At 65.0% G+C, this 22,635-nt stretch carries 21 protein-coding genes, 1 tRNA gene and 1 other RNA gene; 14 read left to right on the forward strand and 9 right to left on the reverse strand.

Going from position 1 to position 22,635, the window contains the following annotated elements; all coding sequences use genetic code 11:
* Nucleotides 1-105: 105 nt before the first annotated feature.
* From E3O06_RS01850 to E3O06_RS01865, 4 genes are all read left to right on the forward strand, one after another.
* A complete protein-coding gene (locus E3O06_RS01850) occupies nt 106-1,245 on the forward strand; it encodes a ScyD/ScyE family protein (protein WP_134501335.1) in 1,140 nt (379 codons plus the stop codon).
* A gap of 329 nt (nt 1,246-1,574) precedes the next feature.
* Complete coding sequence (locus E3O06_RS01855; RefSeq protein ID WP_134501336.1) at nt 1,575-2,075, forward strand: COG4315 family predicted lipoprotein; 501 nt, start codon at nt 1,575-1,577, stop codon at nt 2,073-2,075.
* Between the two features lie 752 nt (nt 2,076-2,827).
* Complete coding sequence (locus E3O06_RS01860; protein ID WP_241979810.1) at nt 2,828-4,588, forward strand: bifunctional 3'-5' exonuclease/DNA polymerase; 1,761 nt, start codon at nt 2,828-2,830, stop codon at nt 4,586-4,588.
* A gap of 339 nt (nt 4,589-4,927) precedes the next feature.
* Nucleotides 4,928-5,398: a DUF3145 domain-containing protein gene (locus E3O06_RS01865; protein ID WP_241979811.1), complete on the forward strand. Its 471-nt coding sequence runs from the start codon at nt 4,928-4,930 to the stop codon at nt 5,396-5,398.
* A 173-nt stretch (nt 5,399-5,571) separates the two neighbouring features.
* Here E3O06_RS01865 and E3O06_RS01870 read toward each other — a convergent pair whose 3' ends face one another.
* The 6 genes from E3O06_RS01870 to aceE form a co-directional block, all read right to left on the reverse strand.
* Nucleotides 5,572-6,807 (reverse strand): beta-ketoacyl-[acyl-carrier-protein] synthase family protein, encoded by a 1,236-nt coding sequence (locus tag E3O06_RS01870; protein WP_134501338.1) that lies wholly within the window; start codon nt 6,805-6,807, stop codon nt 5,572-5,574.
* Nucleotides 6,808-6,910: 103 nt separating this feature from the next.
* Nucleotides 6,911-7,159 (reverse strand): acyl carrier protein, encoded by a 249-nt coding sequence (locus E3O06_RS01875; protein WP_092108059.1) that lies wholly within the window; start codon nt 7,157-7,159, stop codon nt 6,911-6,913.
* 58 nt (nt 7,160-7,217) lie between these two features.
* The gene (locus E3O06_RS01880) at nt 7,218-8,222 is read right to left on the reverse strand and encodes a beta-ketoacyl-ACP synthase III (protein WP_134501339.1); all 1,005 of its coding nucleotides are present in this window, start codon (nt 8,220-8,222) and stop codon (nt 7,218-7,220) included.
* Nucleotides 8,223-8,257: 35 nt separating this feature from the next.
* Nucleotides 8,258-9,178 carry an ACP S-malonyltransferase gene (locus tag E3O06_RS01885; RefSeq protein ID WP_134501340.1) on the reverse strand — a complete coding sequence of 307 codons (921 nt, stop codon included), beginning with the start codon at nt 9,176-9,178 and terminating at the stop codon, nt 8,258-8,260.
* A gap of 106 nt (nt 9,179-9,284) precedes the next feature.
* The gene (locus tag E3O06_RS01890) at nt 9,285-10,487 is read right to left on the reverse strand and encodes a PucR family transcriptional regulator (RefSeq protein ID WP_105036859.1); all 1,203 of its coding nucleotides are present in this window, start codon (nt 10,485-10,487) and stop codon (nt 9,285-9,287) included.
* Nucleotides 10,488-10,493: 6 nt separating this feature from the next.
* Entirely contained in the window at nt 10,494-13,220 is a 2,727-nt protein-coding gene (aceE, locus tag E3O06_RS01895; RefSeq protein ID WP_134501341.1) for a pyruvate dehydrogenase (acetyl-transferring), homodimeric type, read from the reverse strand.
* Between the two features lie 257 nt (nt 13,221-13,477).
* On the opposite strand from aceE, the gene E3O06_RS01900 reads away from it, so the two are divergent.
* The 8 genes from E3O06_RS01900 to rnpB all read left to right on the forward strand — a co-directional run bounded on the left by E3O06_RS01900 (nt 13,478) and on the right by rnpB (nt 18,337).
* Nucleotides 13,478-13,948: a peroxiredoxin gene (locus E3O06_RS01900; protein WP_134501342.1), complete on the forward strand. Its 471-nt coding sequence runs from the start codon at nt 13,478-13,480 to the stop codon at nt 13,946-13,948.
* 72 nt (nt 13,949-14,020) lie between these two features.
* Nucleotides 14,021-14,093: transfer RNA gene (locus E3O06_RS01905), tRNA-Val, on the forward strand.
* A gap of 261 nt (nt 14,094-14,354) precedes the next feature.
* Entirely contained in the window at nt 14,355-14,987 is a 633-nt protein-coding gene (locus E3O06_RS01910) for a GAF and ANTAR domain-containing protein (protein ID WP_166788069.1), read from the forward strand.
* A gap of 9 nt (nt 14,988-14,996) precedes the next feature.
* Entirely contained in the window at nt 14,997-15,710 is a 714-nt protein-coding gene (locus E3O06_RS01915; protein ID WP_174843195.1) for a GAF and ANTAR domain-containing protein, read from the forward strand.
* Between the two features lie 148 nt (nt 15,711-15,858).
* Nucleotides 15,859-16,194 carry a hypothetical protein gene (locus E3O06_RS01920; RefSeq protein WP_134501344.1) on the forward strand — a complete coding sequence of 112 codons (336 nt, stop codon included), beginning with the start codon at nt 15,859-15,861 and terminating at the stop codon, nt 16,192-16,194.
* An 82-nt stretch (nt 16,195-16,276) separates the two neighbouring features.
* Nucleotides 16,277-17,095, forward strand: coding sequence for a Nif3-like dinuclear metal center hexameric protein (locus tag E3O06_RS01925; RefSeq protein ID WP_134501345.1), 819 nt, complete (start codon nt 16,277-16,279; stop codon nt 17,093-17,095).
* Nucleotides 17,096-17,155: 60 nt separating this feature from the next.
* Nucleotides 17,156-17,893: a zinc ribbon domain-containing protein gene (locus E3O06_RS01930; protein WP_134501346.1), complete on the forward strand. Its 738-nt coding sequence runs from the start codon at nt 17,156-17,158 to the stop codon at nt 17,891-17,893.
* A gap of 48 nt (nt 17,894-17,941) precedes the next feature.
* An RNA gene (gene rnpB / locus E3O06_RS01935) (RNase P RNA component class A) lies at nt 17,942-18,337 on the forward strand.
* A gap of 64 nt (nt 18,338-18,401) precedes the next feature.
* Here rnpB and ppgK read toward each other — a convergent pair.
* A complete protein-coding gene (gene ppgK / locus E3O06_RS01940; RefSeq protein ID WP_134501347.1) occupies nt 18,402-19,160 on the reverse strand; it encodes a polyphosphate--glucose phosphotransferase in 759 nt (252 codons plus the stop codon).
* Between the two features lie 51 nt (nt 19,161-19,211).
* Nucleotides 19,212-20,075 carry a type I methionyl aminopeptidase gene (gene map, locus E3O06_RS01945; protein WP_134501348.1) on the reverse strand — a complete coding sequence of 288 codons (864 nt, stop codon included), beginning with the start codon at nt 20,073-20,075 and terminating at the stop codon, nt 19,212-19,214.
* A gap of 12 nt (nt 20,076-20,087) precedes the next feature.
* Here map and E3O06_RS01950 point away from each other — a divergent pair, with 12 nt between their 5' ends.
* On the forward strand, nt 20,088-20,276 hold the full coding sequence (locus E3O06_RS01950; RefSeq protein WP_092108035.1) for an SPOR domain-containing protein: 189 nt from the start codon (nt 20,088-20,090) through the stop codon (nt 20,274-20,276).
* A gap of 21 nt (nt 20,277-20,297) precedes the next feature.
* Here E3O06_RS01950 and panB read toward each other — a convergent pair whose 3' ends face one another.
* Nucleotides 20,298-21,182, reverse strand: a complete 885-nt coding sequence (gene panB, locus E3O06_RS01955; RefSeq protein WP_134501349.1) for a 3-methyl-2-oxobutanoate hydroxymethyltransferase — start codon at nt 21,180-21,182, stop codon at nt 20,298-20,300.
* Between the two features lie 115 nt (nt 21,183-21,297).
* Here panB and E3O06_RS01960 point away from each other — a divergent pair, with 115 nt between their 5' ends.
* Nucleotides 21,298-22,635, forward strand: coding sequence for a glutamine synthetase family protein (locus tag E3O06_RS01960; RefSeq protein WP_092108031.1), 1,338 nt, complete (start codon nt 21,298-21,300; stop codon nt 22,633-22,635).

The following is a 22,635-nucleotide window of genomic DNA, read 5'->3' on the forward strand; positions in this document are numbered from 1 at the left end:
ACGCAGTACTGGCTGACGCATCCACCAGTAACACCGTTCTTCCGCGACCCGTCGTGTTTTCTCGGACAATCACCCTGAAAGCGACATCGAGTCAAGGAGCACGTTGTGAAAAAGTTGGTCATCACCGCCGCTGCCTGCGTCACCGCCCTCGCTTCGGCGATGGTCGCAGCCCCGGCATCCGCTGTGGAGATCCCCACCCTCGGGGGCCCTACGGTGCTAGCGAACGATCTCTTCCTACCCCTGAGCCTGGCTGTCGGCGCCGGCGGAACCGCGTACGTTTCCCAGAACGGCCCGGGGCTGCTCAACCGGATCAGTCCCGACGGCACGAATAGTGTCATCGCGAGTGCGACCCCCGGCGATGAGCTCGGGGCCGTTTCGGTGCGCAAAGGCACCGTGTACTACGCCACGAACACGCAGGACCACACGGCATCAGCCCTGTACGCTCTGCCCGCCGGTGGTGTAGCCGCGCCGTTGGGCGACATTTACGCCCATGAAAGCACGGCCAACGCGGACCAGGTCAACACCTACGGATTCGTCGACCTTCCGCAGTCCTGCCTCGACCAATTCGATCCGGCGTCACCGCTGGGGCCGGCTACCTACACCGGAATCGTCGACACCCACCCGTATGCCAGCCTCCCTCTGGACGATGGCGTCTACGTGGCGGATGCCGGTGCGAACGCCGTACTGAAAGTCGCCTACGACGGCACGGTCAGCACCGCTGCCGTACTCCCCGCCGGCGACCCGATCGTCGTCAGTGCCGAACTCGCTGCGGGCGTCGGCTTCCCGGCCTGTGTTGCCGGAGCCAGCTACCGGTTTGAACCGGTGCCGACCGACGTCGAGCAGGGTGGGGACGGCTGGCTCTATGTGACGAGCCTGCCCGGCGGCCCCGAAGACGCGAGCCTCGGCGCCCGCGGCGCGGTCTACCGGTTCAACCCGGCCGACGGCGAAGTGCAGCTCGTGAGGGGCGGGTTCGTCGGAGCGACTGACCTCGCGGTGTCCCAACGCACCGGTCTGATCGCCGTGACCGAACTGTTCGGCGGCCCGAACGGCACTGGACAGGTCTCCGTGTTCCACCCGACCCTGCCCGAGCGGATGCTGGAGGTTCCGGTCACGTCTCCGTCGGCGATCGAGCTGGCCGGCAACAGCGTTTACGTCACGACGAATTCCTTCGTGCCCGACGCGACCGGGGCTCCGCAGCCGATTGGCAAGGTCGTGAAGCTCTCGGTGAGCCTCGGCGGCGACTAGGCCGCGGCATCCGCTGTCCGGTCTGTGAAGCGGGTGAATCGTCGTCAGCCCTGGCCGCCGGCGATTCACCCGCTGCTGCTGTGCAGCCTCAGAATGCCGGCTCCGTCGGCCAGGCAACTATTCGGCGCTGATCATCCGCAGGGCTGAACCATTCCCTGTCGTACGTCGTGGTAGCTCCAAGGACCCCTACGCCTGCACGCCCGAACAGCGCACCGTGTCATCGACAGCAGCGGCCAGTGACAACAGCAGTCAGTGACTACGGCAGTCATCGACAAGCACCACTTCATCACGCACCATTCAGACCAGTGCATCGAGAGAAGGAAGCAATCATGAACAGCAAAATTTGGATCAAGGTCGGGCCGGTCGTCGGGGCGGTGGCCCTGAGCGTTCTCGCGCTGACCGGATGCTCGCAGGGAACGACGGCACCGGCAGCCGACACGTCGAGCTCGTCGAGCGAGGAGGCCGAACCGGCCGCCGAGGCCACACTCGCAACCGCCGACAGCTCGCTCGGCACGATCGTCGTCGATTCAGCAGGAATGACCGTGTACGTTTACGACAAGGATGTCGCAGACTCGGGGGAGAGTACCTGTGAGGGCGAGTGCCTCGTCAAATGGCCCGCGGTCGTCGCCGATTCCGACACTCCCGTCGCTGACGGTGTCACCGGAACCGTTGGTGTCATCACCCGCACGGACGGCACCAAGCAGGTCACGCTCAACGGTCTGCCGCTGTACTACTGGGTAAACGACGCTGCGGCCGGTGACACCACCGGCCAGGCCGTCGGCGAAGTCTGGTGGGTTGTCGCACCCAACGGCGACAAGATCGCCGGCTAGCGCGATCTCAGCAGGCGGTCTCTCGCAGATCACCGCGCCCATCGGCACCGCGAAGCCGATGGGCGCGGCGCTTTCCGGCAGTGGGGCAGCGATGGGCGCGGCTACGCGCGGTTCCGTGCGGCAACCGCGAAGCCGATGGGCGCGGCGCTTTCCGGCAGTGGGGCAGCGATGGGCGCGGCTACGCGCGGTTCCGTGCGGCAACCGCGAAGCCGATGGGCGCGGCGCTTTCCGGCAGTGGGGCAGCGATGGGCGCGGCTACGCGCGGTTCCGTGCGGCAACCGCGAAGCCGATGGGCGCGGCGCTTTCCGGCAGTGGGGCAGCGATGGGCGCGGCTACGCGCGGTTCCGTGCGGCAACCGCGAAGCCGATGGGCGCGGCGCTTTCCGGCAGTGGGGCAGCGATGGGCGCGGCTACGCGCGGTTCCGTGCGGCAACCGCGAAGCCGATGGGCGCGGCGCTTTCCGGCAGTGGGGCAGCGATGGGCGCGGCTACGCGCGGTTCCGTGCGGCAACCGCGAAGCCGATGGGCGCGGCGCTTTCCGGCAGTGGGGCAGCGATGGGCGCGGCTACGCGCGGTTCCGTGCGGCAACCGCGAAGCCGATGGGCGCGGCGCTTTCCGGCAGTGGGGCAGCGATGGGCGCGGCTACGCGCGGTTCCGTGCGGCAACCGCGAAGCCGATGGGCGCGGCGCTTTCCGGCAGTGGGGCAGCGATGGGCGCGGTGCTGTGCCACGTGTCAACGAGGCAGAATGGACGGGTGTATGTACTGGTGCGACAGGCGAGCGGCGGTGAATTCCTCGTCGACACGCTGGACGACGCCGGCACTCCGATCGAGGCGGCACGCAGCCTCACTCCGGTCGCGTTTTCATCGTTCGTCTCGTCGGTCGAACCGGGCACGACCGCGCCGCGCTGGGTCTGGGACAACACCGCACACATCTATCCGGCGCTGCTGGCCGGCGGAATCCGAGTGCAGCGCTGCCACGACCTTCGCTTGTGCCATGTAATCCTGAAGAATTCGGCTCTGACGTCAACGAGTGACCTCGCCTTGGCCGCGCCGGGTCGCTGGGACCTCGCGAGTTCCCCAGCGAGTGATCAGGCCGAAGCGCGGGCGACACTCTTTGACTTCGACGTCACCTCGGTCGCTGACGGCGCCGATGAATCTTCGCTGCGGGAACTTCGCCGGCAACTCGACGCCGTCGCAGGCGCTGCCGAACCGGGGCGGCTGCGCCTGCTTCTGGCGGCCGAGTCCGCCGGTGCGCTCATTGCCGCGGAGATGCGCTACGCCGGGCTGCCTTGGCGCACCGACGTGCACGATCTCCTCCTCACCAGGGAACTGGGTGCACGGGTCGCACCCGGCGCGCGGCCGGGGCGACTGGAGAGACTGGCGCAGCGCATCCGCTCAGAACTCGACGATGCCGCGCTCAACCCGGACTCCCCCCAGGAACTGTTCAGGGCGCTGCAACGCGCAGGACTCGCCGTCACCTCGACGCGCGGGTGGGAGTTGAAGAAGCTGCAGCATCCGGTCATCGAACCGTTGCTGCAGTACAAAAAGTTGTCCCGACTACTCAGCGCCAATGGCTGGACGTGGATGGAATCCTGGGTCGTCGACGGCCGATTCCACCCCGACTATGTGCCGGGCGGAGTCGTGACCGGCCGATGGGCGACCCGCGGTGGGGGAGCGCTGCAGCTGCCCAAGCAGATTCGCGGTGCCGTCGTCGCCGACGACGGCTGGAAACTCGTCGTCGCCGATGCCGCCCAGCTCGAACCCCGCATTCTCGCCGCGCTGGCGCAGGATACGAGTATGGCGCGGGCCGGTCGCGGCACCGACCTGTACGCCGGGATCGTGTCGAGCGGGGTCGTCGAAACGCGCGACCACGCCAAGGTCGCCATGCTCGGCGCCATGTACGGAGCGACGACAGGGGAGAGCGGCCGACTGATGCCGCGACTGGCCCGCGCCTACCCCCTGGCCATCGCGCTCACCGAGTCGGCCGCCCGCGCCGGGGAACGCGGCGAAGTCGTGACGACCCGGCTCGGGCGCTCGTCACCGATACCCGGACCGGGCTGGCACGAGTCCCAGGCGCAGGCGTATGACCCGGCGGCCACGGCCACCGACGAGCGGCGCGCCCGCAGCCAGGCCCGCGATTGGGGACGCTTCACCCGCAACTTCATCGTGCAGGGCAGTGCCGCAGAGTGGGCTCTGTGCTGGATGGCGGAGATCCGACGCGAACTCACAGCCCTCACCAGAGCGGATGCCGCACCCGGGCCGGCCGGCGAGTCCGGTCGCCGTGCGGCAGGGTTTGGTTCTCCGGGGGCGCGCGCGCCCTTCGACAGCTCGCCGCACCTGGTGTTCTTTCTGCACGACGAAGTCATCGTGCACACGCCGGCCGTGCACGCCGACGCCGTGGCCCGCATCATCACGTCGGCCGCCGAGACGGCCGGGCGGCTGCTGTTCGGTGACTTTCCGGTGGATTTCATGCTCACGGTCGCCATCGTCGACAACTATGCCCAGGCCAAATAGAGCGAGTCGCCAGGCCCGGCGCCGTCCAACGACCACTGCGGGCGCCGTTGTTGGTGTACACGAAGTTGGAAACCACTCCGCGGTCCTGGGTGATCTGCACGGCCGCGTCCTTGTACAAGCGCAGGTGGCTGGGGCATAATGGCGCTATCGGTTCGTTGGGTTCCAGCGCCGAACAATTTCACATTCGCCATCGTGCCCACAGCACTGAGTCATAAAAACTCGAAGTTGAGAGCGCGGTCGTTCCGAGGTCGTTGGGGAAGACGCACCTACTAGGAACGGAGAAACACGATGGATGCAATACCCAACCGTCGGGCGCCGATTGCGCGGGGGGTGCTTTTCATGCACTCCTCTCCGCGAGCCGTCTGCCCGCATGTCGAGTGGTCGGCTGGCCGTGCGCTCGGCGAGGCCGTAAATTTCGACTGGTCGGAACAGCCAGCCCTGCCCGGCTCCTTCCGGGCCGAGTACTACTGGGAGGGATCCCCGGGTACTGGCGCCGCGCTCGCATCCGCTCTGCGCGGGTGGGAACAGTTGCGCTTTGAAGTCACCGAAGACGCCGGGCCCGATTCGGATGGCGGCCGGTGGCTGCACACACCCGAACTGGGCATCTTCTATGCGCAGACCGACAGTGTGGGCAATGTCGTCGTGCCGGAAGATCGCATCCGATCGGCTATGGACAGTGCAGGGGCCAATGCCCTCGAACTGCACCGGCAGCTGCGCCTGGCCCTCGGGCAATCGTGGGATGACGAACTGGAACCGTTCCGGCAGGCGAGCGACCTGAACGCGGTGGTCTGGCTGCATCAGGTCGGCTGAAGAGCAGGCACCCTCAAGCGTGCGGTTCGCCCGTGGCGGCGTGGCCTGTCGACCGGTGACATTTCCCGGCGGCAATCCCGCGAAGTCACAGCCTGTGCCCCTGGGCACGGTGAATCGCCTTATAGAAATGACCCCGTCCGAACCCGGACGGGGTCATTCTCCTGCATTCGGGATCAGACGGAACGGAACGCCACGACGGCGTTGTGACCGCCGAACCCGAAGGAGTTGCTGAGCGCGAGCAGGTCTCCGGCCGGAAGGGCACGGGGTGTGGTGACCACGTCGAGCGGGATTTCCGGATCCTGTGACGTGAGATTGATCGTCGGCGGCGCGGTGCGCTCGGCGAGAGCCTTCACCGTGAAGAACGCTTCGAGGGCGCCGGCGCCACCGAGCAGGTGACCGGTCGACGCTTTCGTCGCCGACACCGGGATACCGTCGAGCAGGTCTCCGAACACGCGCCTGAGGGCGTTGTACTCGGCAATGTCCCCGACCGGGGTACTCGTGGCGTGCACGTTGATGTGGGACACGTCCTTGAGGGTTCCGCCAGCGTTCTCAATGGTCGAGACCATCGCGCGGGCGGCGGCAGATCCTTCGGGGTCCGGCGCGGTCACGTGGTAGGCGTCGCTGTTGACGACGCCGCCGACGAGCTCAGCGTAGATGTGGGCACCCCGTGCCTTGGCGTGCTCTTCGGTTTCAATCACGAGGGCGGCAGCACCCTCACCGAGAACGAAGCCGTCCCGAGTCACGTCGTACGGCCGGCTCGCGGTGGCCGGGTCGTCGTTGCGTGTCGACAGGGCGTGCATCGCCGCGAAGGAGGCGATCGGCAGCGGATGGATAGCGGCCTCTGACCCTCCGGCGATGACAACGTCGGCCAGTCCGGCCTGCAGGCGGTTGTAGGCGTTGATGAGGGCTTCGGTGCTCGAAGCGCACGCCGAGACCACGGTGGTGATGCCGGCACGGGCGTGCAGGTCCATTCCGATTGCCGCTCCCGGGCCGTTTGGCATGAGCATCGGCACGGTCATCGGCAGCACGCGGCGCGGGCCACGCTCGCGCAGGGTGTCCCACGCGTCCAGCAGGGTCCATACTCCGCCAATTCCGGTCGCCCAGTCCACGGCGAGGCGCTCGGGCTCGACTTCGGGTGAGCCCGCATCGGCCCAGGCTTCACGGCCGGCGATCAGGGCGAACTGGCTGGACGGGTCGAGGCGCTTGACCTCAAATCGTTGCAGCACATCAGCGGTCTTGACACGCGCCTGTGCGGCGAAAGTTACGGGGATCGCCGTTTCAGCAACCCAGGCCTGCTCGAGGGGGGTGGCGCCCGATTCGCCGGCCAGGAGGGCCGTCCAGGTGTCGACCGCAGTGCCGCCCAGCGGCGTAGTGGCACCGATACCGGTGATAACGATTTTCTTGGTCATAAGTCAACTCTCCATGGAACGACAAACGTGTGGGCCGGCGCGTTGTGGCACCAGCCCAATGAACAGGTCGGCCGATTTCCGGCCGACCTGGTTCAGGCCTGAGCTAGTCCTGTGCCTTCACGATGAACTCAACGGCGTCGCCGACGGTCTTGAGGTTCTTGACCTCTTCGTCGGGGATCTTCACGTCGAACTTCTCTTCTGCGTTGACGACAATGGTCATCATCGAGATGGAGTCGATGTCCAAGTCGTCGGTGAACGACTTGCCCAGCTCAACCGTGTCGGTTGCGATTCCGGTCTCGTCGTTGATGAGCTCGGCCAGGCCGGTCAGAACTTCTTCGGTGGACAATGCCATGTTTTTTCTCCTTGAGGGTGTCTCGGTTGACCGAGACCTAGTTTAGGGGGTGGGGTGGTTAGGGCAGCACAACGACCTGCGCGCCGAACACGAGTCCGGCACCGAAGCCGATCTGCAGCGCAAGCCCGCCGCTGAGCTCGGGGTGTTCCTCGAGCAGACGGTGGGTGGCGAGGGGGATCGAGGCCGACGAGGTGTTACCGGTCGTGGCGACATCGCGGGCGATGACCACCGTTTCCGGCAGCTTGAGCTGCTTGGCGAACTCATCGATGATGCGCATGTTGGCCTGGTGCGGAATGAACGCGGCGAGGTCGGAGCTTTCGATTCCGGCGACTTCGAGGGCCTTCTTGGCGACCTTGGCCATGTCCCAGACGGCCCACCGAAAGACAGCGGGACCTTCCTGGCGCAGGGTGGGCCAGGCGGCTTCACCGCGGCGATATTCCTGCAGGGTGTGGTCCATCTGGATCGTCTCGGCCTTGGAGCCGTCGGAGCCCCAGACCGTGGTGGAGATGCCGGGGTAGTCGCTCGGGCCGATGACGACGGCGCCGGCACCGTCGCCGAGCAGGAACGAGATGCTCCGGTCGGCGGGGTCGACGAGTTCGGAGAGCTTTTCAGCGCCGATGACCAGGGCGTAGTGCGCGGCACCCGCGCGAATCAGGGCATCGGCCTGGGTGATGGCGTAGGCATACCCGGCGCAGGCCGCGTTGATGTCGTAGGCAGCGGCCGGGTTGGTGCCGACCCGGTCGGCCACCACTGCAGCGATCGACGGGGTCTGGCGGCTGTTACTGATGGTGGCGACGATCACGGCGTCAATGAGAGCGGGGTCGATACCACTTCTCTCGATAGCCTCACGCGCAGCATCCGTGGCGAGGTCGACGGCGCCGACGTCCTGCCCGGAGCGGGCACGAGTGATGATTCCGGTGCGCTGCTGAATCCACTCGTCGGAAGAATCTATGGCCGCGACGAGGTCGTCGTTCGGTACGAGGTTTTCACCGCGGGCAGCGCCCACGGACAGGATGCGGGTGTACTGCGGTCCGTGGGACTGCTGAAGTGTGGGCTTTGGCATTGTCTCTTTCATCACATTCTTCACTGCTGGCACGTTCAGGACTGCTGGTCGATCATGGCCCAGGCGGCGGGCAGGTCGTCCGGGGTCTTGATGGCGACGCTGGGGACGCCTTTGAGGCCTCGCTTCGCGAGGCCGACGAGGGCGCCGGCGGGCGCGACCTCGATGATTCCGGTGACTCCCGCCGCAGCGAAAGCCTCCATGCACCTGTCCCACCGTACCGGCGACGACACCTGACCGACGAGCAGATCCACAAAACGGATGCCGTCGCTCACCTGGCTACCGTCACGGTTGGTCCAGATGGGGAGGGTCGGATCGGCGGGGCGCAAAGAGTCGGCGACTACGGTCATCCGTTCGACGGCAGGCTGCATATACCGGGTGTGGAATGCACCGGCGACCTGCAGCGGGATGACGCGGGCACGGTGCGGGGGAGTCGCTGCGAGGGCGGCGAGAGCATCCAGTGCTCCGGCGACCACGATCTGACCGCTGCCGTTGAAGTTGGCCGGTTCCAGCCCGAGCTCGTCGATTCGGGACAGCAGCTCGGTCTCGTCGGCGCCGATCACGGCGCTCATCCCGGTGGGCACGAGGGCTGCGGCGGCCTGCATAGCCAGGCCGCGCTCGCGCACGAACCGCACCGCGTCGGCGGTGTTCAGGATGCCGGCTCCCGCAGCAGCGGTCAGTTCGCCCACCGAGTGCCCGGCGAAACCAGCGATGCGGTCGCGGCGTTCCGGCGTGAGCAGCGCTTCGAGGGTGAGGATGCCGGCCGCCACGATAAGGGGCTGGGCGATCGCGGTGTCGCGAATGGTAGCGGCATCACTGATCGTGCCGTGGGCGACGAGGTCCAGGTCGAGATCGCTGGAGATCTGCCGCAGGCCGGCAGCGAAGGCGGGCAGGGCCAGCCAGGGTTCGAGGAATCCGGGAGTTTGGGAGCCCTGACCCGGGCAGACGACAACGATCACTTAGTTAGTCTTCCAATCTGATGGCGCAAATGAATGTGCAGATCGCACTAAGTATCCAAGAAAGCTTTGTCGGCAACCGCACATCGACGGCGTTTCATGGAGCAAATCAGCGACGGCGAGTCGAACCGTCATGGTCGCTGATCGAGCCGATGATCAATGCCGACTGCAGAATGAGCGCCTCCCGAGCTCCGGTGGCGTCATAGCCGATGACCTCCGAGACCCTTTTCAGGCGATAACGCACGGTATTGGGGTGGACGAAGAGTTCGCGCGCGGTTGCCTCGAGCGAGCGGCCGTTGTCGAGGTAACACCACAGCGTGGTGAGCAGCTCGGTGGAGTGCGCCTGCAGGGGCCGATAGATGCGATGGATGAGCGTGGCCCGGGCGAGCGGATCACCGGCCAGCGCCCGCTCGGGGAGCAGATCGTCGGCCTGCACCGGCCGGGGAGCATTCCGCCACGACCGGGCGACGGCGAAACCGGCCAGCGCGGCTTTGGCACTCTTCGACGCGTCCACGAGGTTGGGCACCTCATGGCCGAGCACCAGATGCCCGGGGCCGAAGATCGGCTCGAGCTGCATGGCGATCTCCATGAAGGTCAACGCCGCAGCCGTGCCGACGTCTTCGCTGTCAGCCGGCGCCGGACGGGCACGACCGATCACGAGCACGAGGCGGTTTCCCTGCACACCGATGAGCACGTCGGCGGCCATGTGGCGGGCGGCGCGGCGCAACTGGTCGACGTCGAGCATCTGCGGCGTTGTGCCGACCAAAACGCAGACTTCACCGTGGCCGTGCCAACCGAGGGCTGCGATCCGACTTGGCAGCTCGTCGTCATATTCCCCGCTGAGAATGGAATCGACGACGAGAGCTTCGAGCCGCGCGTCCCAGAGGCCGCGCGCCTCAGCGGCGCGGGCGTAGACATCCGCTGCCCCGAAGGCGATCTCGCGCGAGTAGAGCAGAATCGCCTCCCGCAGGGCCTCACCGCCGTCTTTGACGCGTTCTTCGACGACCTCGACGGTCACTCGAATGAGCTGCAGCGTCTGCTGCAGGCTCACCGAGCGAAGCAGCTCTCGCGGGGCAGCGCCGAAGACGTCTGCGGCGATCCACGGTGTCGATCGCGGATCGTCGAACCACGAGATGAAACTCGTGATCCCGGCCTGGGCTACCAGGCCGACTGCGGACCGCCGCCCTGGTGGCATGTCGCCATACCAGGACAGCGTGTCTTCGAGTCGTTTGAGCGTCTGAGTGGACAGCTCACCGGATATGGTGCGCAGCCAGTTGAGAGTCTGCTCTTTCGTCTTGGGCGCCGGTGCCACGGTTTCTTAGCTCTCGCCCCCGGCAGAGCCGGTGGTGCCCGCGCTCACGTCGTGCAGGCGATACTTGGCGATTGCCTGGCCGGCGAGGCTGCGGTCCACTTCGCCGCGACGGGCGAGCAGCTCGAGGGTGCGCACGACCATCGACGGGCCGTCGATCTTGAAGAACCGACGTGCGGCCGGGCGGGTGTCCGAGAATCCGAAGCTGTCGGCGCCGAGCGTAGCGAAGTCGCTCGGAACGAACTGCCGAATCTGGTCGGGCACGGCGTGCATGAAGTCCGACACGGCCACGAAGGGGCCGGCGGCACCTTCGAGCTTCGTGGTGACGTACGGGATGCGTGGCTCGTCGTCGGGGTTGAGAAAGTTGTGTTCCTCAGCGGCCAGGCCGTCGCGGCGCAGTTCGGTCCATGAGGTGACCGACCAGACGTCCGCCGAGACGCCCCAGTCGTCAGCGAGCAACTGCTGGGCCTCCAGCGCCCACGGCACCGCGACACCGGAGGCGAGCAACTGCGCCTTCGGACCGCTCACAGTGGATGCGCTCACCCGGTGGATGCCGCGCAGGATGCCGTCAACGTCCACGTCGGCGGGCTCGACCGGCTGCACGGCCGGCTCGTTGTACACCGTCACGTAGTACATGACGTTCGGGTCGGTGTGGGTGCCGCCGTACATGCGCTCGAGTCCCGCGCGCACAATGTGGCCGATCTCGTAGCCGTAGGCCGGGTCGTAGGAGACGACGGCCGGGTTGGTCGACGCCAACAGCGGCGAGTGTCCGTCGGCGTGCTGCAGGCCTTCACCGGTCAGCGTCGTGCGGCCGGCCGTGGCGCCAATGATGAACCCGCGGGCCATCATGTCGCCGGCTGCCCAGAAAGCATCGCCCGTGCGCTGGAATCCGAACATGGAGTAGAAGACGTACACCGGAATGAGCGGTTCACCCTGGGTGGCATACGAGGTGCCGACGTTGGTGAATGCTGCGGCAGCGCCGGCCTCGTTGATGCCCACGTGCAGAATCTGGCCCTGCGGGCTCTCCTTGTAGGAGAGCAGCTGGGCGTGGTCAACGGACGTGTAATGCTGACCATTCGGGTTGTAGATCTTGGCGGTGGGGAAGAACGCGTCGATACCGAAGGTACGTGCCTCGTCGGGGATGATCGGAACGATACGGTTGCCGAAGTCCTTGGCGCGCACGAGCTCCTTGAGCAGCCGCACAAAAGACATCGTCGTAGCGATCTCCTGCGTACCGGACCCCTTCTTGGCCACCTTGTAGGTCTCGTCGCCGGGGAGGTTGAGCTTGGCGTGCGTGGTACGACGCTCGGGCAGGTAGCCGCCGAGCGCACGGCGGCGTTCGTGCATGTACTCGATGGCCTCGTCCTTGTCGCCGGGAGTGTAGTACGGCGGCAGGTATGGGTTTTCCTCGAGCTGGGCATCCGTGATCGGCACGTGCATGCTGTCTCGGAAGGACTTGAGGTTGTCGAGGGTCATCTTCTTCATCTGGTGGGTCGCGTTGCGGCCCTCGAAGCTCGGACCTAGGCCGTAACCCTTGATCGTCTTCGCGAGGATGACGGTTGGCTGGCCCTTGTGCTCCGATGCGGCCTTGAACGCCGCGTACACCTTGCGGTAGTCGTGGCCGCCGCGCTTGAGGTTCCAGACCTCATCATCGCTCAAGTGCTCGACGAGCTTGAGCGCACGCGGGTCGCGGCCGAAGAAGTTCTCGCGCACGTAGGCGCCGCTCTCGGCCTTGTAGGTCTGATAGTCGCCATCGGGCGTGACGTTCATCAGGTTGATCAGGGCGCCGTCGACGTCGTTCTTGAGCAGGTTGTCCCACTCGCGGCCCCAGACCACCTTGATGACGTTCCAGCCGGCGCCGCGGAAGAAGCTTTCCAGCTCCTGGATGATCTTCCCGTTACCGCGCACCGGGCCGTCGAGGCGCTGCAGGTTGCAGTTGATGACGAAGTTGAGGTTGTCGAGGCCGTCGTTGGCGGCCACCTGAAGCTGGCCGCGGCTTTCCACCTCGTCCATCTCACCGTCGCCCAGGAACGCCCAGACCTGCTGGTCGCTGGCATCCTTGATGCCACGGTTGGTTAGGTATCGGTTGAGCTGCGCCTGGTAGATGGCGTTGATCGGGCCGAGTCCCATGGAGACCGTGGGGAACTGCCAGAACTCCGGCATCAACCGCGGGTGCGGGTACGACGAGATGCCGTCGGGGGCGTGCGACTTCTCCTGGCGGAACCCGTCGAGCTGGTTCTCCGTCAACCGGCCCTCGAGGAAGGCACGCGCATAGGTCCCGGGGGAGGCGTGGCCCTGGATGAAGATCTGGTCTCCGCCGCCGGGGTGATCCTGGCCGCGGAAGAAGTGGTTGAAACCAACCTCGTAGAGGGCAGCGGATGACGCATAGGTCGCGATGTGCCCGCCGACGGCGATGCCGGGGCGCTGCGCGCGGTGCACCAGAACGGCAGCGTTCCAGCGGATCCAGGCGCGGTAGCGGCGCTCGATATCTTCGTCGCCGGGAAAGTCAGGTTCGTTCTCCGGGGCGATCGTGTTGATGTAGTCCGTCGTCGGTACCATCGGTACGCCAAGGTGAAGCTCTTTCGAGCGCTTCAGCAGGCTGAGCATGATCTCGCGTCCGCGTTCGTGGCCGTGTTCGGCAACGAGCGAATCGAGGGATTGCGACCACTCCGCCGTTTCCTCCGGATCGGAGTCGGCATTGTTCGTCGAGTACGGGTCCTGGTCGTTGACCGTCACAGTCGACCTCTCTCTGGGGTTTATGCAGCGATGGTGCTTCATGACGACATATTGAGCCACCACGAGAACACGTGCCGTAAATGAGCAGGTTGGATTGCAACCAGCGGCACGACGTAAGCCTACAGATTTCACCCGTTGTCCGCGCACGGGGTGCGTACCGCCGAAACCGGCGAGTTCGGTGAATCCGCGCACAATGCCCGGCTAGAGTGTGACTTCGGTCTATCCGGTGTCCCAAGCGCACCAGGAAAGGAGCAATCATGGCTCTCGAAAACGACACCCAGGCACCCGATTTCAAGCTCATCAACCAGTTCGGCGAGAGTGTTCAGCTCAGCCAGTACCGCGGTACGAAGTCGGTCGCACTCGTCTTCTTTCCCCTGGCGTTCTCGGGAATCTGCAGCGGAGAGCTGTGTGAGCTCCGCGACAACCTCGCACTGTTCGAGGACGGCGGTGTCGAGCTGATCGGCATCTCGGTCGACTCCCGACACGCGTTGCGCGCCTTCGGGGAGCAGGAGAAATACACCTTTGACCTGGTCGCTGATTTCTGGCCCCACGGCGCCGTCGCGAAGGAATATGGCGTCTTCCTCGAGGAAAAGGGGTTCGCGAATCGGGCGACGTTCCTGATCGACCCGAGCGGCATCATCCGTGCCAGTTTCATCACCGCTCCCGGTGAAGCGCGCTCGATCGACTCCTACCGCGCCGCCCTCGGGCAGCTTGCACCGGTCGTCTAACCCGCGTCGGTCGCCGATCGCACATCGACTCTGACCTATACTGAATAGACCCGCGACTATCCGTCGTCGTCGGGGCCTTTAGCTCAGTTGGTAGAGCGCCACGTTTACACCGTGGATGTCATCGGTTCGAGCCCGGTAGGGCCCACACACAACAGTCGTAGCCGCCCTCGGGCAGGCAGACGGATGCAGTGGCGTGCAGGCAAAGTGAAGCGATGTGCGTTTCGCTCGAAGTGACGTGATCGTGAGGTCGTATGACAGAACGATGCGGTCACCGCAGCCGTCACGAGCACAGCCGTCACGAGCACAGCCGCCACGCGCACAGCCGAACCGGTCGACGATGACTGATCGGCGGGAGTTCGGCAAGGCCATTGACTCCCTGACCGGTTCCTTTGAACGACGCACGAGCATGTGCCAGCCGTTCGTACGGGTGCTGCCGGTCGACGCCGCCAGCGTCTGCACGCTTGGCGCTCCGTTCGGGTCCGAGACCATTTGCGCGAGCACCGCACTGGCCGCCACCTTTGACGAGCTTCAGTTCGACCTGGGTGAAGGACCGTCCTGGGACGCCATGACGACCCGGCGTCCCGTGTTGATCGATGACCTCCATTCGCTGCGGCACGCACCGTGGCCGGCACTCCAGAAGGCAGCACGACACATCGACGTCCGGGCCGTCTATGCTTTCCCGCTCACCATGGGGTCGCTCGATATCGGCGCGGTTTCGCTGTTCACTCAGGGGTCGCAGGCACTGGCCCCCGGGCAGATCGTCGACGCCGAAACGCTCGCCCAGATTACCGCAGGCCAGGTTTTGCGCCGATCCCTCGCGTCGCGAACACTGAAGACAAATCTGGAAGATAATGAAGGATATTCGAGGCGCGTCGTGCATCAGGCGACCGGAATGGTTCTGGCCCAGCTCAATCTTTCCGCGGCCGATGCGCTCCTGATTATTCACGGCCACGCGTTTTCTCACGGACGAACGGTTCGGGAAGTCGCCGCGGATGTAGTGACACGACGACTGGATTTTTCGTCGATCCTCGAGTCTTAGGATGGAATTATGGTGACAAAAACCCGGGAAGGTCAACTCGTCGAGACCTTCGTTACCCTGGCCGATACTCTCGTCGCCGACTACGATGTCGTCGACCTGCTGCACACGCTGGTCGAGAAATGCGCCGCCCTGCTCGAGGCTTCCGCGGCGGGTATCATCCTGTCGGCGGGCGACGGCGAATTAGAGGTTGTAGCTTCCACCAATGAGCGCAGCCGCCTCGTCGAGATCCTTCAGCTGCGCGCTGGCAGCGGCCCCTGCGTGGAGAGCTTCACGACGGGCCAGGCGGTAGCCATTCCCGATATCGAAGTCACCGGTGACAAATGGCCCAAGTTTCGGGCAGGTGCCCTCGCCCAGGGCTTCGCCTCCATGCACGCCGTACCCCTGCGGCTGCGCACCACGACGATCGGTTCCCTCAACCTGTTCTGGGATCGCACCGGGGGACTCAGCACGGGGGACACCAACACGGTGCAGGCCCTGGCCGATGTCGCGACCATCGGCATCCTGCAGGAGCGCGCTATCCGCGAGAGCGACATTGTTCGACAGCAACTCCAACACGCACTCAGCAGCCGGGTTTTGATCGAGCAGGCCAAGGGCGTGGTGGCCTACACCCACGGCGTGCACATGGGCGATGCCTTCGACAGGATTCGTGAATACGCTAGAGACAATGGCCTTCCGCTGGCCGACGTTGCCGAACGCATCGTGAATCGCACGCTCACTCTTTAGCGTCTCGGGTTCGGCCCGCTCCACTGACACGGTTCAACATGCGAGATAGCCGAGATTCCACCGTCTTGGGGTAGACGGGGGATATACTGGCCTCGGCGACCCCGGACCCTGGTAGCACGTGACTTTTCCGAGCTTTCGAGGGGCGATCATGAAACGCATATTTCACCCGGGCGGTTCAGTAATAACCGGCAGCGATCTGGCTGATGCTGTGCTGCTCTACGCCGAGGCGCTGTGTAACCGACGCCAGGTAGACGTCGTGGACATTCCCGTGATGGGCGACGACGGGAACTTACTGCGGGCCCAGTTTTTGATCGGTTCGGCCAGCCAGCTGGTCAGCGTGACCGCGGATAGCCTGTCACCCGAACTTGTCGAACCGGAGACCACCGACTTTCTGCACCGTAAGGCCCAAACCGGTGCCATGATTCCCGCCGCCTGGACCCGTGAGGAGTCGGCTGTCGCGCAGTTCGACGATTTCGACTACTGACCGCATTTTCGGCGGACACGGCGCATCGGCTTGCGCCGTGTCCGACGAAGCTCCGCCCTCGGTCTCCCGGTAGGCTGAAGGAGTGTCATTCTCGCTAACCGACGTCACCCGCGTCGCCCACACCCTGTGGCCCCTCGACGGTGCGCAGGATTGGGACGCCCCTGGCCTGGTCAGCGGCGATCCGTCGCGACCGGTGCGCAGCATCCATCTGGCTGTTGACGCCGTCGCCGCGACGGTCGATGAGGCCATCGCGTCCGGTTCCGACCTGCTCCTGACGCATCACCCCCTGCTGCTTCGCGGTGTGACGAGCGTCGCCGAGGACCGCTACAAGGGTGCACTGCTCAGTCGCCTGATCCGCGCCCAGTGCGCTCTGCTGTCAGCTCACACGAATGCCGACGTCGTCGCTGACGGGGTCTCCGACATCATCGCCACTCGGCTCGGTCTGGTCGACACGACCCCCATCACGGACAACGCGCTGCCCGGTACGGGTATCGGCCGGGTCGGCCGACTTCCGCACCCGACGACCCTCGGACACCTCGCACACGCTCTGCTGGCCCTGCTGCCGGCCACGGCGTCGGGGGTGCGGGTCGCGGGTGATTATTCCGCACCTGTCACGACCGTCGCGCTGTGCGGCGGCGCTGGGGATTCGCTTCTTCGACAGCCGAGGGTCCTGGCAGCGGATGTCTATATCACCTCCGACCTGCGCCACCACCCGGCCTCTGAAGCGCGCGAGCAGGCGCTCTGTGCCGGCGGCCCCGCTCTCATGGATGTGTCGCACTGGGCGAGCGAATGGCTGTGGCTGGAACCGGCGGCCGCGCAGTTGCGCGCAGCCCTGCCGGGGATTCTCGTCACGGTCAGCGATCTGAACTCCGATCCGTGGTCCTTCGCCGTTGTGCACTAATCTCCGATTCACCCCATTTTTCCGCACCACATCTCATTTCCAGCGTTAGGTCAGGACATCGTGAAGGCATCACCACTCGAGCAGAAGGAACTTCTGCGGCTTCAGGCTCTGGACATCAAGGTTCTTCAACTCAGCCACCAGTCAAAGTCGCTCGTGCAACACACCGAGCTGGCCGCGCTTAATCGTGAGGCCGAAGCCAGCCGGATGAAACTGCTCGGTCGATCGGGCGAGCTCGACGATGTTCGCACCGAACTGGGACGCATCGAGAGCGACGTCGAGGTCGTCGAGAAGCGCATCGCCCGCGACAGCGACCGCCTGCAACACACCTCGTCGATCAAGGACATCCAGGCCTTGGACTCCGAAATCGCCTCGCTCAAAAAGCGTCTCTTCGACCTGGAAGAGATTGAGATCGCCGTCCTGGAACGTCAGGAAGAGCACGAGGCGGCCGTTGCCGTGGTGCAGAAGGAACGCGACGCCATCGCGGAGCGGGTGACCGCTACTGAGACAGCGCGCGATGAGGTGCTCGTCGACCTGACCCGCCAGCTCGGTGAACTGACCCGAGACCGTGCCACGGTGGCCGCTACTATCCCCGATGACCTCGCCGCCCTGTACGAGCGCCTGCGCATTACCGGCCACGGAAACGCTGCGGCCCTGCTGCGGGCCCGCACCTGCAGCGGATGCACGATGACACTGACCGGGAGCGACCTCGCCGATGCCCGCCAGGCACCGATCGACGAGGTCATCTTCTGCCCCGACTGTGGTGCGGTGCTGGTGCGCACCGACGAGTCCGGAATCTAGCCCGGGTCCGGTGCGGGCCCAACCGCACTGTAGGCTGGATTCTCGGAATGGGTCGGCAAGACGGTCGCGTCATTCGTTTGGTTTTCGGAGCAAGCGGGTGCCGAGGAACGTCCGGGCTCCACAGAGCAGGATGGTGGGTAACACCCACCCGGGGCAACCCGCGAGACAGTGCCACAGAAAGTAGACCGCCTTCGGTGTCGAGCCTTCGGGAACGGCGTCGGAGGTAAGGGTGAAACGGTGGTGTAAGAGACCACCAGAGGCTAGGGTGACCTGGTCGGCTTGGTAAACCTCGTCCGGAGCAAGGTCAGACAGAAAGCGTTGAGGCGGCTCGCCGAGCTTTCGGGTAGACCGCTAGAGGGCTGCGGCAACGTAGTCACGAGATAGATGGCCGTCGACGGTGTGCAAACACCTGGACAGAACCCGGCGTACTAGCTGGCCCATTCCACCCCATCGCCCCCGCAGGTTTCGGTGCCGCACCGGTACTGTCAGGGTGCGATCCCGGCCGATGCTAGCTGGAAAACCGGGCTGCCAACGCTGCCGCGCCGAGAATTCCGGCGTTGTTGCGGTGCACAGCGGGAATGATTCGCGTCTTCAGGTTGAGCAGGGGCAGAAAGTTTTCGTGGTGCTTGGATACCCCGCCGCCGACGATGAACAGGTCGGGGGAGAAGAGCAATTCCAGCGTTGAGTAGTACTTCTGCAGGCGGGCAGCCCATTTGTCCCAGCTGAGGTCCTCACGCTCCTTGGCCGAGTAGGCCGCGCGGGTCTCATAATCGTAGCCGTCGATCTGAAGGTGGCCCAATTCCGTGTTGGGCACGAGCACACCGTCGTTGAGCAGCGCCGAACCGATTCCGGTGCCGAGGGTGGTCAGCAGGACGACGCCGGCCACTCCTTGCGCAGCACCGAACTGTGATTCGGCGTAACCGGCAGCATCCGCATCGTTGACGAAATGAATCGGCAGCCCGAGTCCTTTTTCGAACAGCGCTTCGGCGGCCAAGCCGATCCACTTCGACGACACGTTCGCTGCCGACATGGTGTGCCCGTTTTTCACGACGGCGGGAAAGCAGACGCCGACCGGCAGTTTGTCGACGTCTTTGGAGATAGTGGCGAGCAGGGTGCGGGTGGCCTCGATAATGTCCTGCGGGCGGCCGCCCTTCGGCGTGGGCAGCTTGACCCGGTCGGAGAGGAGCGCACCGGTCGTGAGGTCGACCACCGCACCTTTGATTCCGGTACCGCCGATGTCGATACCGATTGCCGTCGTTGCAGTCATGTGCTTATTCTCTCTCTGTGAAGCCGAGGCCGAGCCGTTCGAAAAAGTCGGTCAGGCGAGGGTCAGGATCTCGGCGCCGCGCTCGGTCACGACGAGAGTGTGTTCAAACTGTGCGGTGATGCTTCGGTCACGGGTGAGCACGGTCCAGTCATCGCTCCAGATGTCCCAGTCGCTGGTTCCGAGGGTCAACATCGGCTCGATGGTGAAGACCATCCCGACCTCCATGACCGTGTCGTACTGCGGCGCGTCGTAATGCGGAATGATGAGTCCGGAGTGAAACGCCTCGCCGACGCCGTGGCCGGTGTAGTCGCGGATGACGCCGTAGTTGAAGCGTTTAGCGTAGGACTCGATGGTGCGTCCAATCACATTGACCTGGCGCCCCGGGGCGACGGCCTTGATCCCGCGGGCGAGAGCCTCCCTGGTTCGTTCGACCAACAGAGTCACCTCGTCGCTGGCTTCGCCAACGATGAACGTGACGTTGGTGTCGCCGTGCACGCCGTTCTTATAGGCCGTGATGTCGATGTTGACGATATCGCCGTTGTCCAGCACCGTGTTGTCGGGGATTCCGTGGCAGATGACCTCATTGACCGAGCTGCAGAGCGATTTGGGGTAGCCGCGGTAGCCGAGGGTCGACGGGTAGGCGTCGTTCGCCAGCATGAAGTCGTGCCCGATCTGGTCGAGTTCCTCGGTGGTGACGCCGGGAACGATGGCCCGGCCGACAGCGGCGATGGCCTGGGCGGCGATGCGGCCGGACTCGCGAATGAGCTCGATCTTCTCGGCCGAATAGACGTCAGAGCCGGTGAAGGCGGTCGGCCCTTTCTTGCCCACGTACTCGGGGCGAACGATGTGGGAGGGGACGGAACGGGTCGATGACACCGTTCCCGGAATGAGGTGACCGATAGAATCCTTAGGCATAGGATCAAGCTTATGGCCGAGGACAAAGAACACGCATTCTGGTACAACATGCGCACCGGTGAAGTGGAGCACGGCTTGCAGTCGGCATCGCTGGATCGCGTGGGGCCGTTCGCGACGCGCGACGAGGCAGCCCATGCTTTGGAGAAGCTGCGCGCGAACAGCGCGAAATGGTCGGAAGACGACGCCCGCGACGCCCGCTGATCCGTCCGGACCCTGCAGGTTCTACTCGTAGCTGTGTTCCGGAGCCGGGTAGGCTCCGGAGACGACATCCGCGGTGAACCGCTGCACAGCATCCGTCAGTACCGTGCGCAGGTCGGCGTACTGGCGCACGAATTTAGGCACCCGCCCGCTGCTCATCCCGGCGAAGTCGGTCCACACGAGCAGCTGGCCGTCAACAGAGGGGCCAGCCCCGACACCGATGGTGGGGATCGACAACCGTTCCGTCACGCGAGCTGCGACGGCCGCCGGCACCATCTCCAGCACGACGGCAAAGGCCCCGGCATCCTGCACGGCGAGAGCATCGGCGATGAGTTCCTCGGCTGCGTCCCCGCGGCCCTGGATGATATGGCCGCCGAGGCCGTGTTCGCTCTGTGGAGTGAAGCCGACGTGGCCCATCACGGGGATGCCGGCCGAGATGATTTGCCGGATCTGCTTGTGGCTACGGCGGCCGCCCTCGAGCTTCACCGCGTGCGCTTGGGCCTCCTTCATGAACCGCACGGCCGTGGCCAGGGCCTGGTCCGGACCACTTTCGTACGAACCGAACGGCATATCGGCCACGACCAGGGCTCGGGTGACCGCACGAGCAACGGCCCGGGTGAGCGGGATGAGCTCGTCGACGGTAACCGGAAGGGTGGTCTCGTACCCGAAGACGTTGTTGCCGGCTGAATCCCCCACCAGCAGAAAGTCGATCCCGGCCTCGTCGAAAATTTGGGCGGTGAGCATGTCGTAGCTGGTCAGGCCCGTAATGGGGATCCCCTGCAACTTGGCGGTCTGAAAGTGGCGGGTCCGTACCCGTTTGGGCCCGGCAGCCGCGCCATAGGGATGCTGTACCGCGGCATCCGCGGGAGATTCCGTTGGCTTGGGCTCGGGTGCGCTCAACTCTGGCATGCGACAAGTGTAGTCAGGCAAGCAATCGTGCCGGGAGCCAGTAGCCTAGACAGTAGCTATGTAGGACAGTGGCTATTTGTATACGTACCTGTTGGAGCAATCAGAAAGAGCGTGAATGGACAAGCAGCGCGACTTCGTTCTTCGGACCATCGAGGAACGGGGAATCAAGTTCGTTCGACTCTGGTTCACCGACGTCGTCGGCACCCTGAAATCGGTCGCCATCGCACCGGCCGAGGTCGAAGGTGCCTTCAACGAAGGCCTCGGTTTCGACGGCTCCGCCATCGAGGGCCTCACCCGTTCCTTCGAAGCGGATGTGCTGGCCCACCCGGATCCCACCACCTTCCAGATTCTGCCCTGGCGCGGTGAAGTCGATCCGACTGCTCGCATGTTCTGCGACATCACCACTCCCGACGGCCAGCCCGCGGTTGCCGACCCGCGCAACGTGCTCAAGCGCACGCTCGCGAAGGCTGCCGACCGCGGTTTCACGTTCTACACCCACCCCGAGGTGGAGTTCTACCTTCTCAAGTCGTCGAAATATGGCAAGAACGGACCGATTCCGGTCGATTCGGCCGGCTACTTCGACAACGTTCCCGGCGGAACCGCCCACGACTTTCGTCGTCGCTCCGTGCGTATGCTCGAAGACCTCGGAATTTCCGTGGAATTCAGCCACCACGAGGCCGGTCCCGGCCAGAACGAGATCGACCTGCGCTACGCCGACGCACTGACTACCGCCGACAACATCATGACCTTCCGAACCGTGGTCAAGGAAGTCGCGATCGAGCAGGGCGTCTACGCGACGTTCATGCCCAAGCCCATGTCTGAGCACCCGGGATCCGGTATGCACACCCACATGTCGCTGTTCGAGGGCGACGCGAACGCCTTCTATGAGGCCGGTGCCAAATACCAGCTTTCCAAGATCGGCCGCCAGTTCATCGCCGGGCTGCTCAAGCACGCCCCGGAGATCACCGCCGTGACCAACCAGTTCGTCAACTCGTACAAACGGCTTTGGGGCGGCGACGAAGCTCCGAGCTTCGTTTGTTGGGGTCACAACAACCGTTCAGCATTGGTGCGCGTGCCGCTCTACAAGCCCAACAAAGGCCAGAGCGCCCGGGTGGAGTACCGTGCCATTGACTCGGCGGCCAACCCTTACCTCGCGTATTCGCTCATGCTGGCCGCCGGCCTCAAGGGCATCGAAGAGGGCTATGAACTGCCGCCGGAGGCCGAAGACAACGTGTGGAGCCTCAGCGACACCGAACGTCGTGCGCTGGGCTACACGCAGCTGCCGGCCAGCCTCGACCACGCCATCCAGTTCATGGAGGAGTCCGAGCTCGTCGCCGAGACCCTCGGCGAACAGGTCTTCAACTATGTCCTGCTGAACAAGCGGCAGGAATGGCGCGATTACCGGTCGCAGGTCACCCCGTTCGAACTGCAGAAGAACCTGGAGATGCTCTAA

It is taken from the genome of Cryobacterium glaciale (assembly GCF_004402535.1).
GTDB lineage: Bacteria > Actinomycetota > Actinomycetes > Actinomycetales > Microbacteriaceae > Cryobacterium > Cryobacterium glaciale.

Bases quoted from the DNA above. Each gene is read 5' to 3' on its own strand.
- E3O06_RS01870 (WP_134501338.1), bottom strand. From the start codon at position 6,807: ATGACCAAGAAAATCGTTATCACCGGTATCGGTGCCACTACGCCGCTG.
- E3O06_RS01875 (WP_092108059.1), bottom strand. From the start codon at position 7,159: ATGGCATTGTCCACCGAAGAAGTTCTGACCGGCCTGGCCGAGCTCATC.
- E3O06_RS01920 (WP_134501344.1), top strand. From the start codon at position 15,859: ATGAAACGCATATTTCACCCGGGCGGTTCAGTAATAACCGGCAGCGAT.
- E3O06_RS01865 (WP_241979811.1), top strand. From the start codon at position 4,928: ATGCACTCCTCTCCGCGAGCCGTCTGCCCGCATGTCGAGTGGTCGGCT.
- E3O06_RS01855 (WP_134501336.1), top strand. From the start codon at position 1,575: ATGAACAGCAAAATTTGGATCAAGGTCGGGCCGGTCGTCGGGGCGGTG.
- map (WP_134501348.1), bottom strand. From the start codon at position 20,075: ATGCCTAAGGATTCTATCGGTCACCTCATTCCGGGAACGGTGTCATCG.
- E3O06_RS01910 (WP_166788069.1), top strand. From the start codon at position 14,355: ATGTGCCAGCCGTTCGTACGGGTGCTGCCGGTCGACGCCGCCAGCGTC.
- E3O06_RS01915 (WP_174843195.1), top strand. From the start codon at position 14,997: ATGGTGACAAAAACCCGGGAAGGTCAACTCGTCGAGACCTTCGTTACC.
- E3O06_RS01880 (WP_134501339.1), bottom strand. From the start codon at position 8,222: ATGCCAAAGCCCACACTTCAGCAGTCCCACGGACCGCAGTACACCCGC.
- E3O06_RS01950 (WP_092108035.1), top strand. From the start codon at position 20,088: ATGGCCGAGGACAAAGAACACGCATTCTGGTACAACATGCGCACCGGT.
- ppgK (WP_134501347.1), bottom strand. From the start codon at position 19,160: ATGACTGCAACGACGGCAATCGGTATCGACATCGGCGGTACCGGAATC.
- E3O06_RS01960 (WP_092108031.1), top strand. From the start codon at position 21,298: ATGGACAAGCAGCGCGACTTCGTTCTTCGGACCATCGAGGAACGGGGA.
- panB (WP_134501349.1), bottom strand. From the start codon at position 21,182: ATGCCAGAGTTGAGCGCACCCGAGCCCAAGCCAACGGAATCTCCCGCG.
- E3O06_RS01900 (WP_134501342.1), top strand. From the start codon at position 13,478: ATGGCTCTCGAAAACGACACCCAGGCACCCGATTTCAAGCTCATCAAC.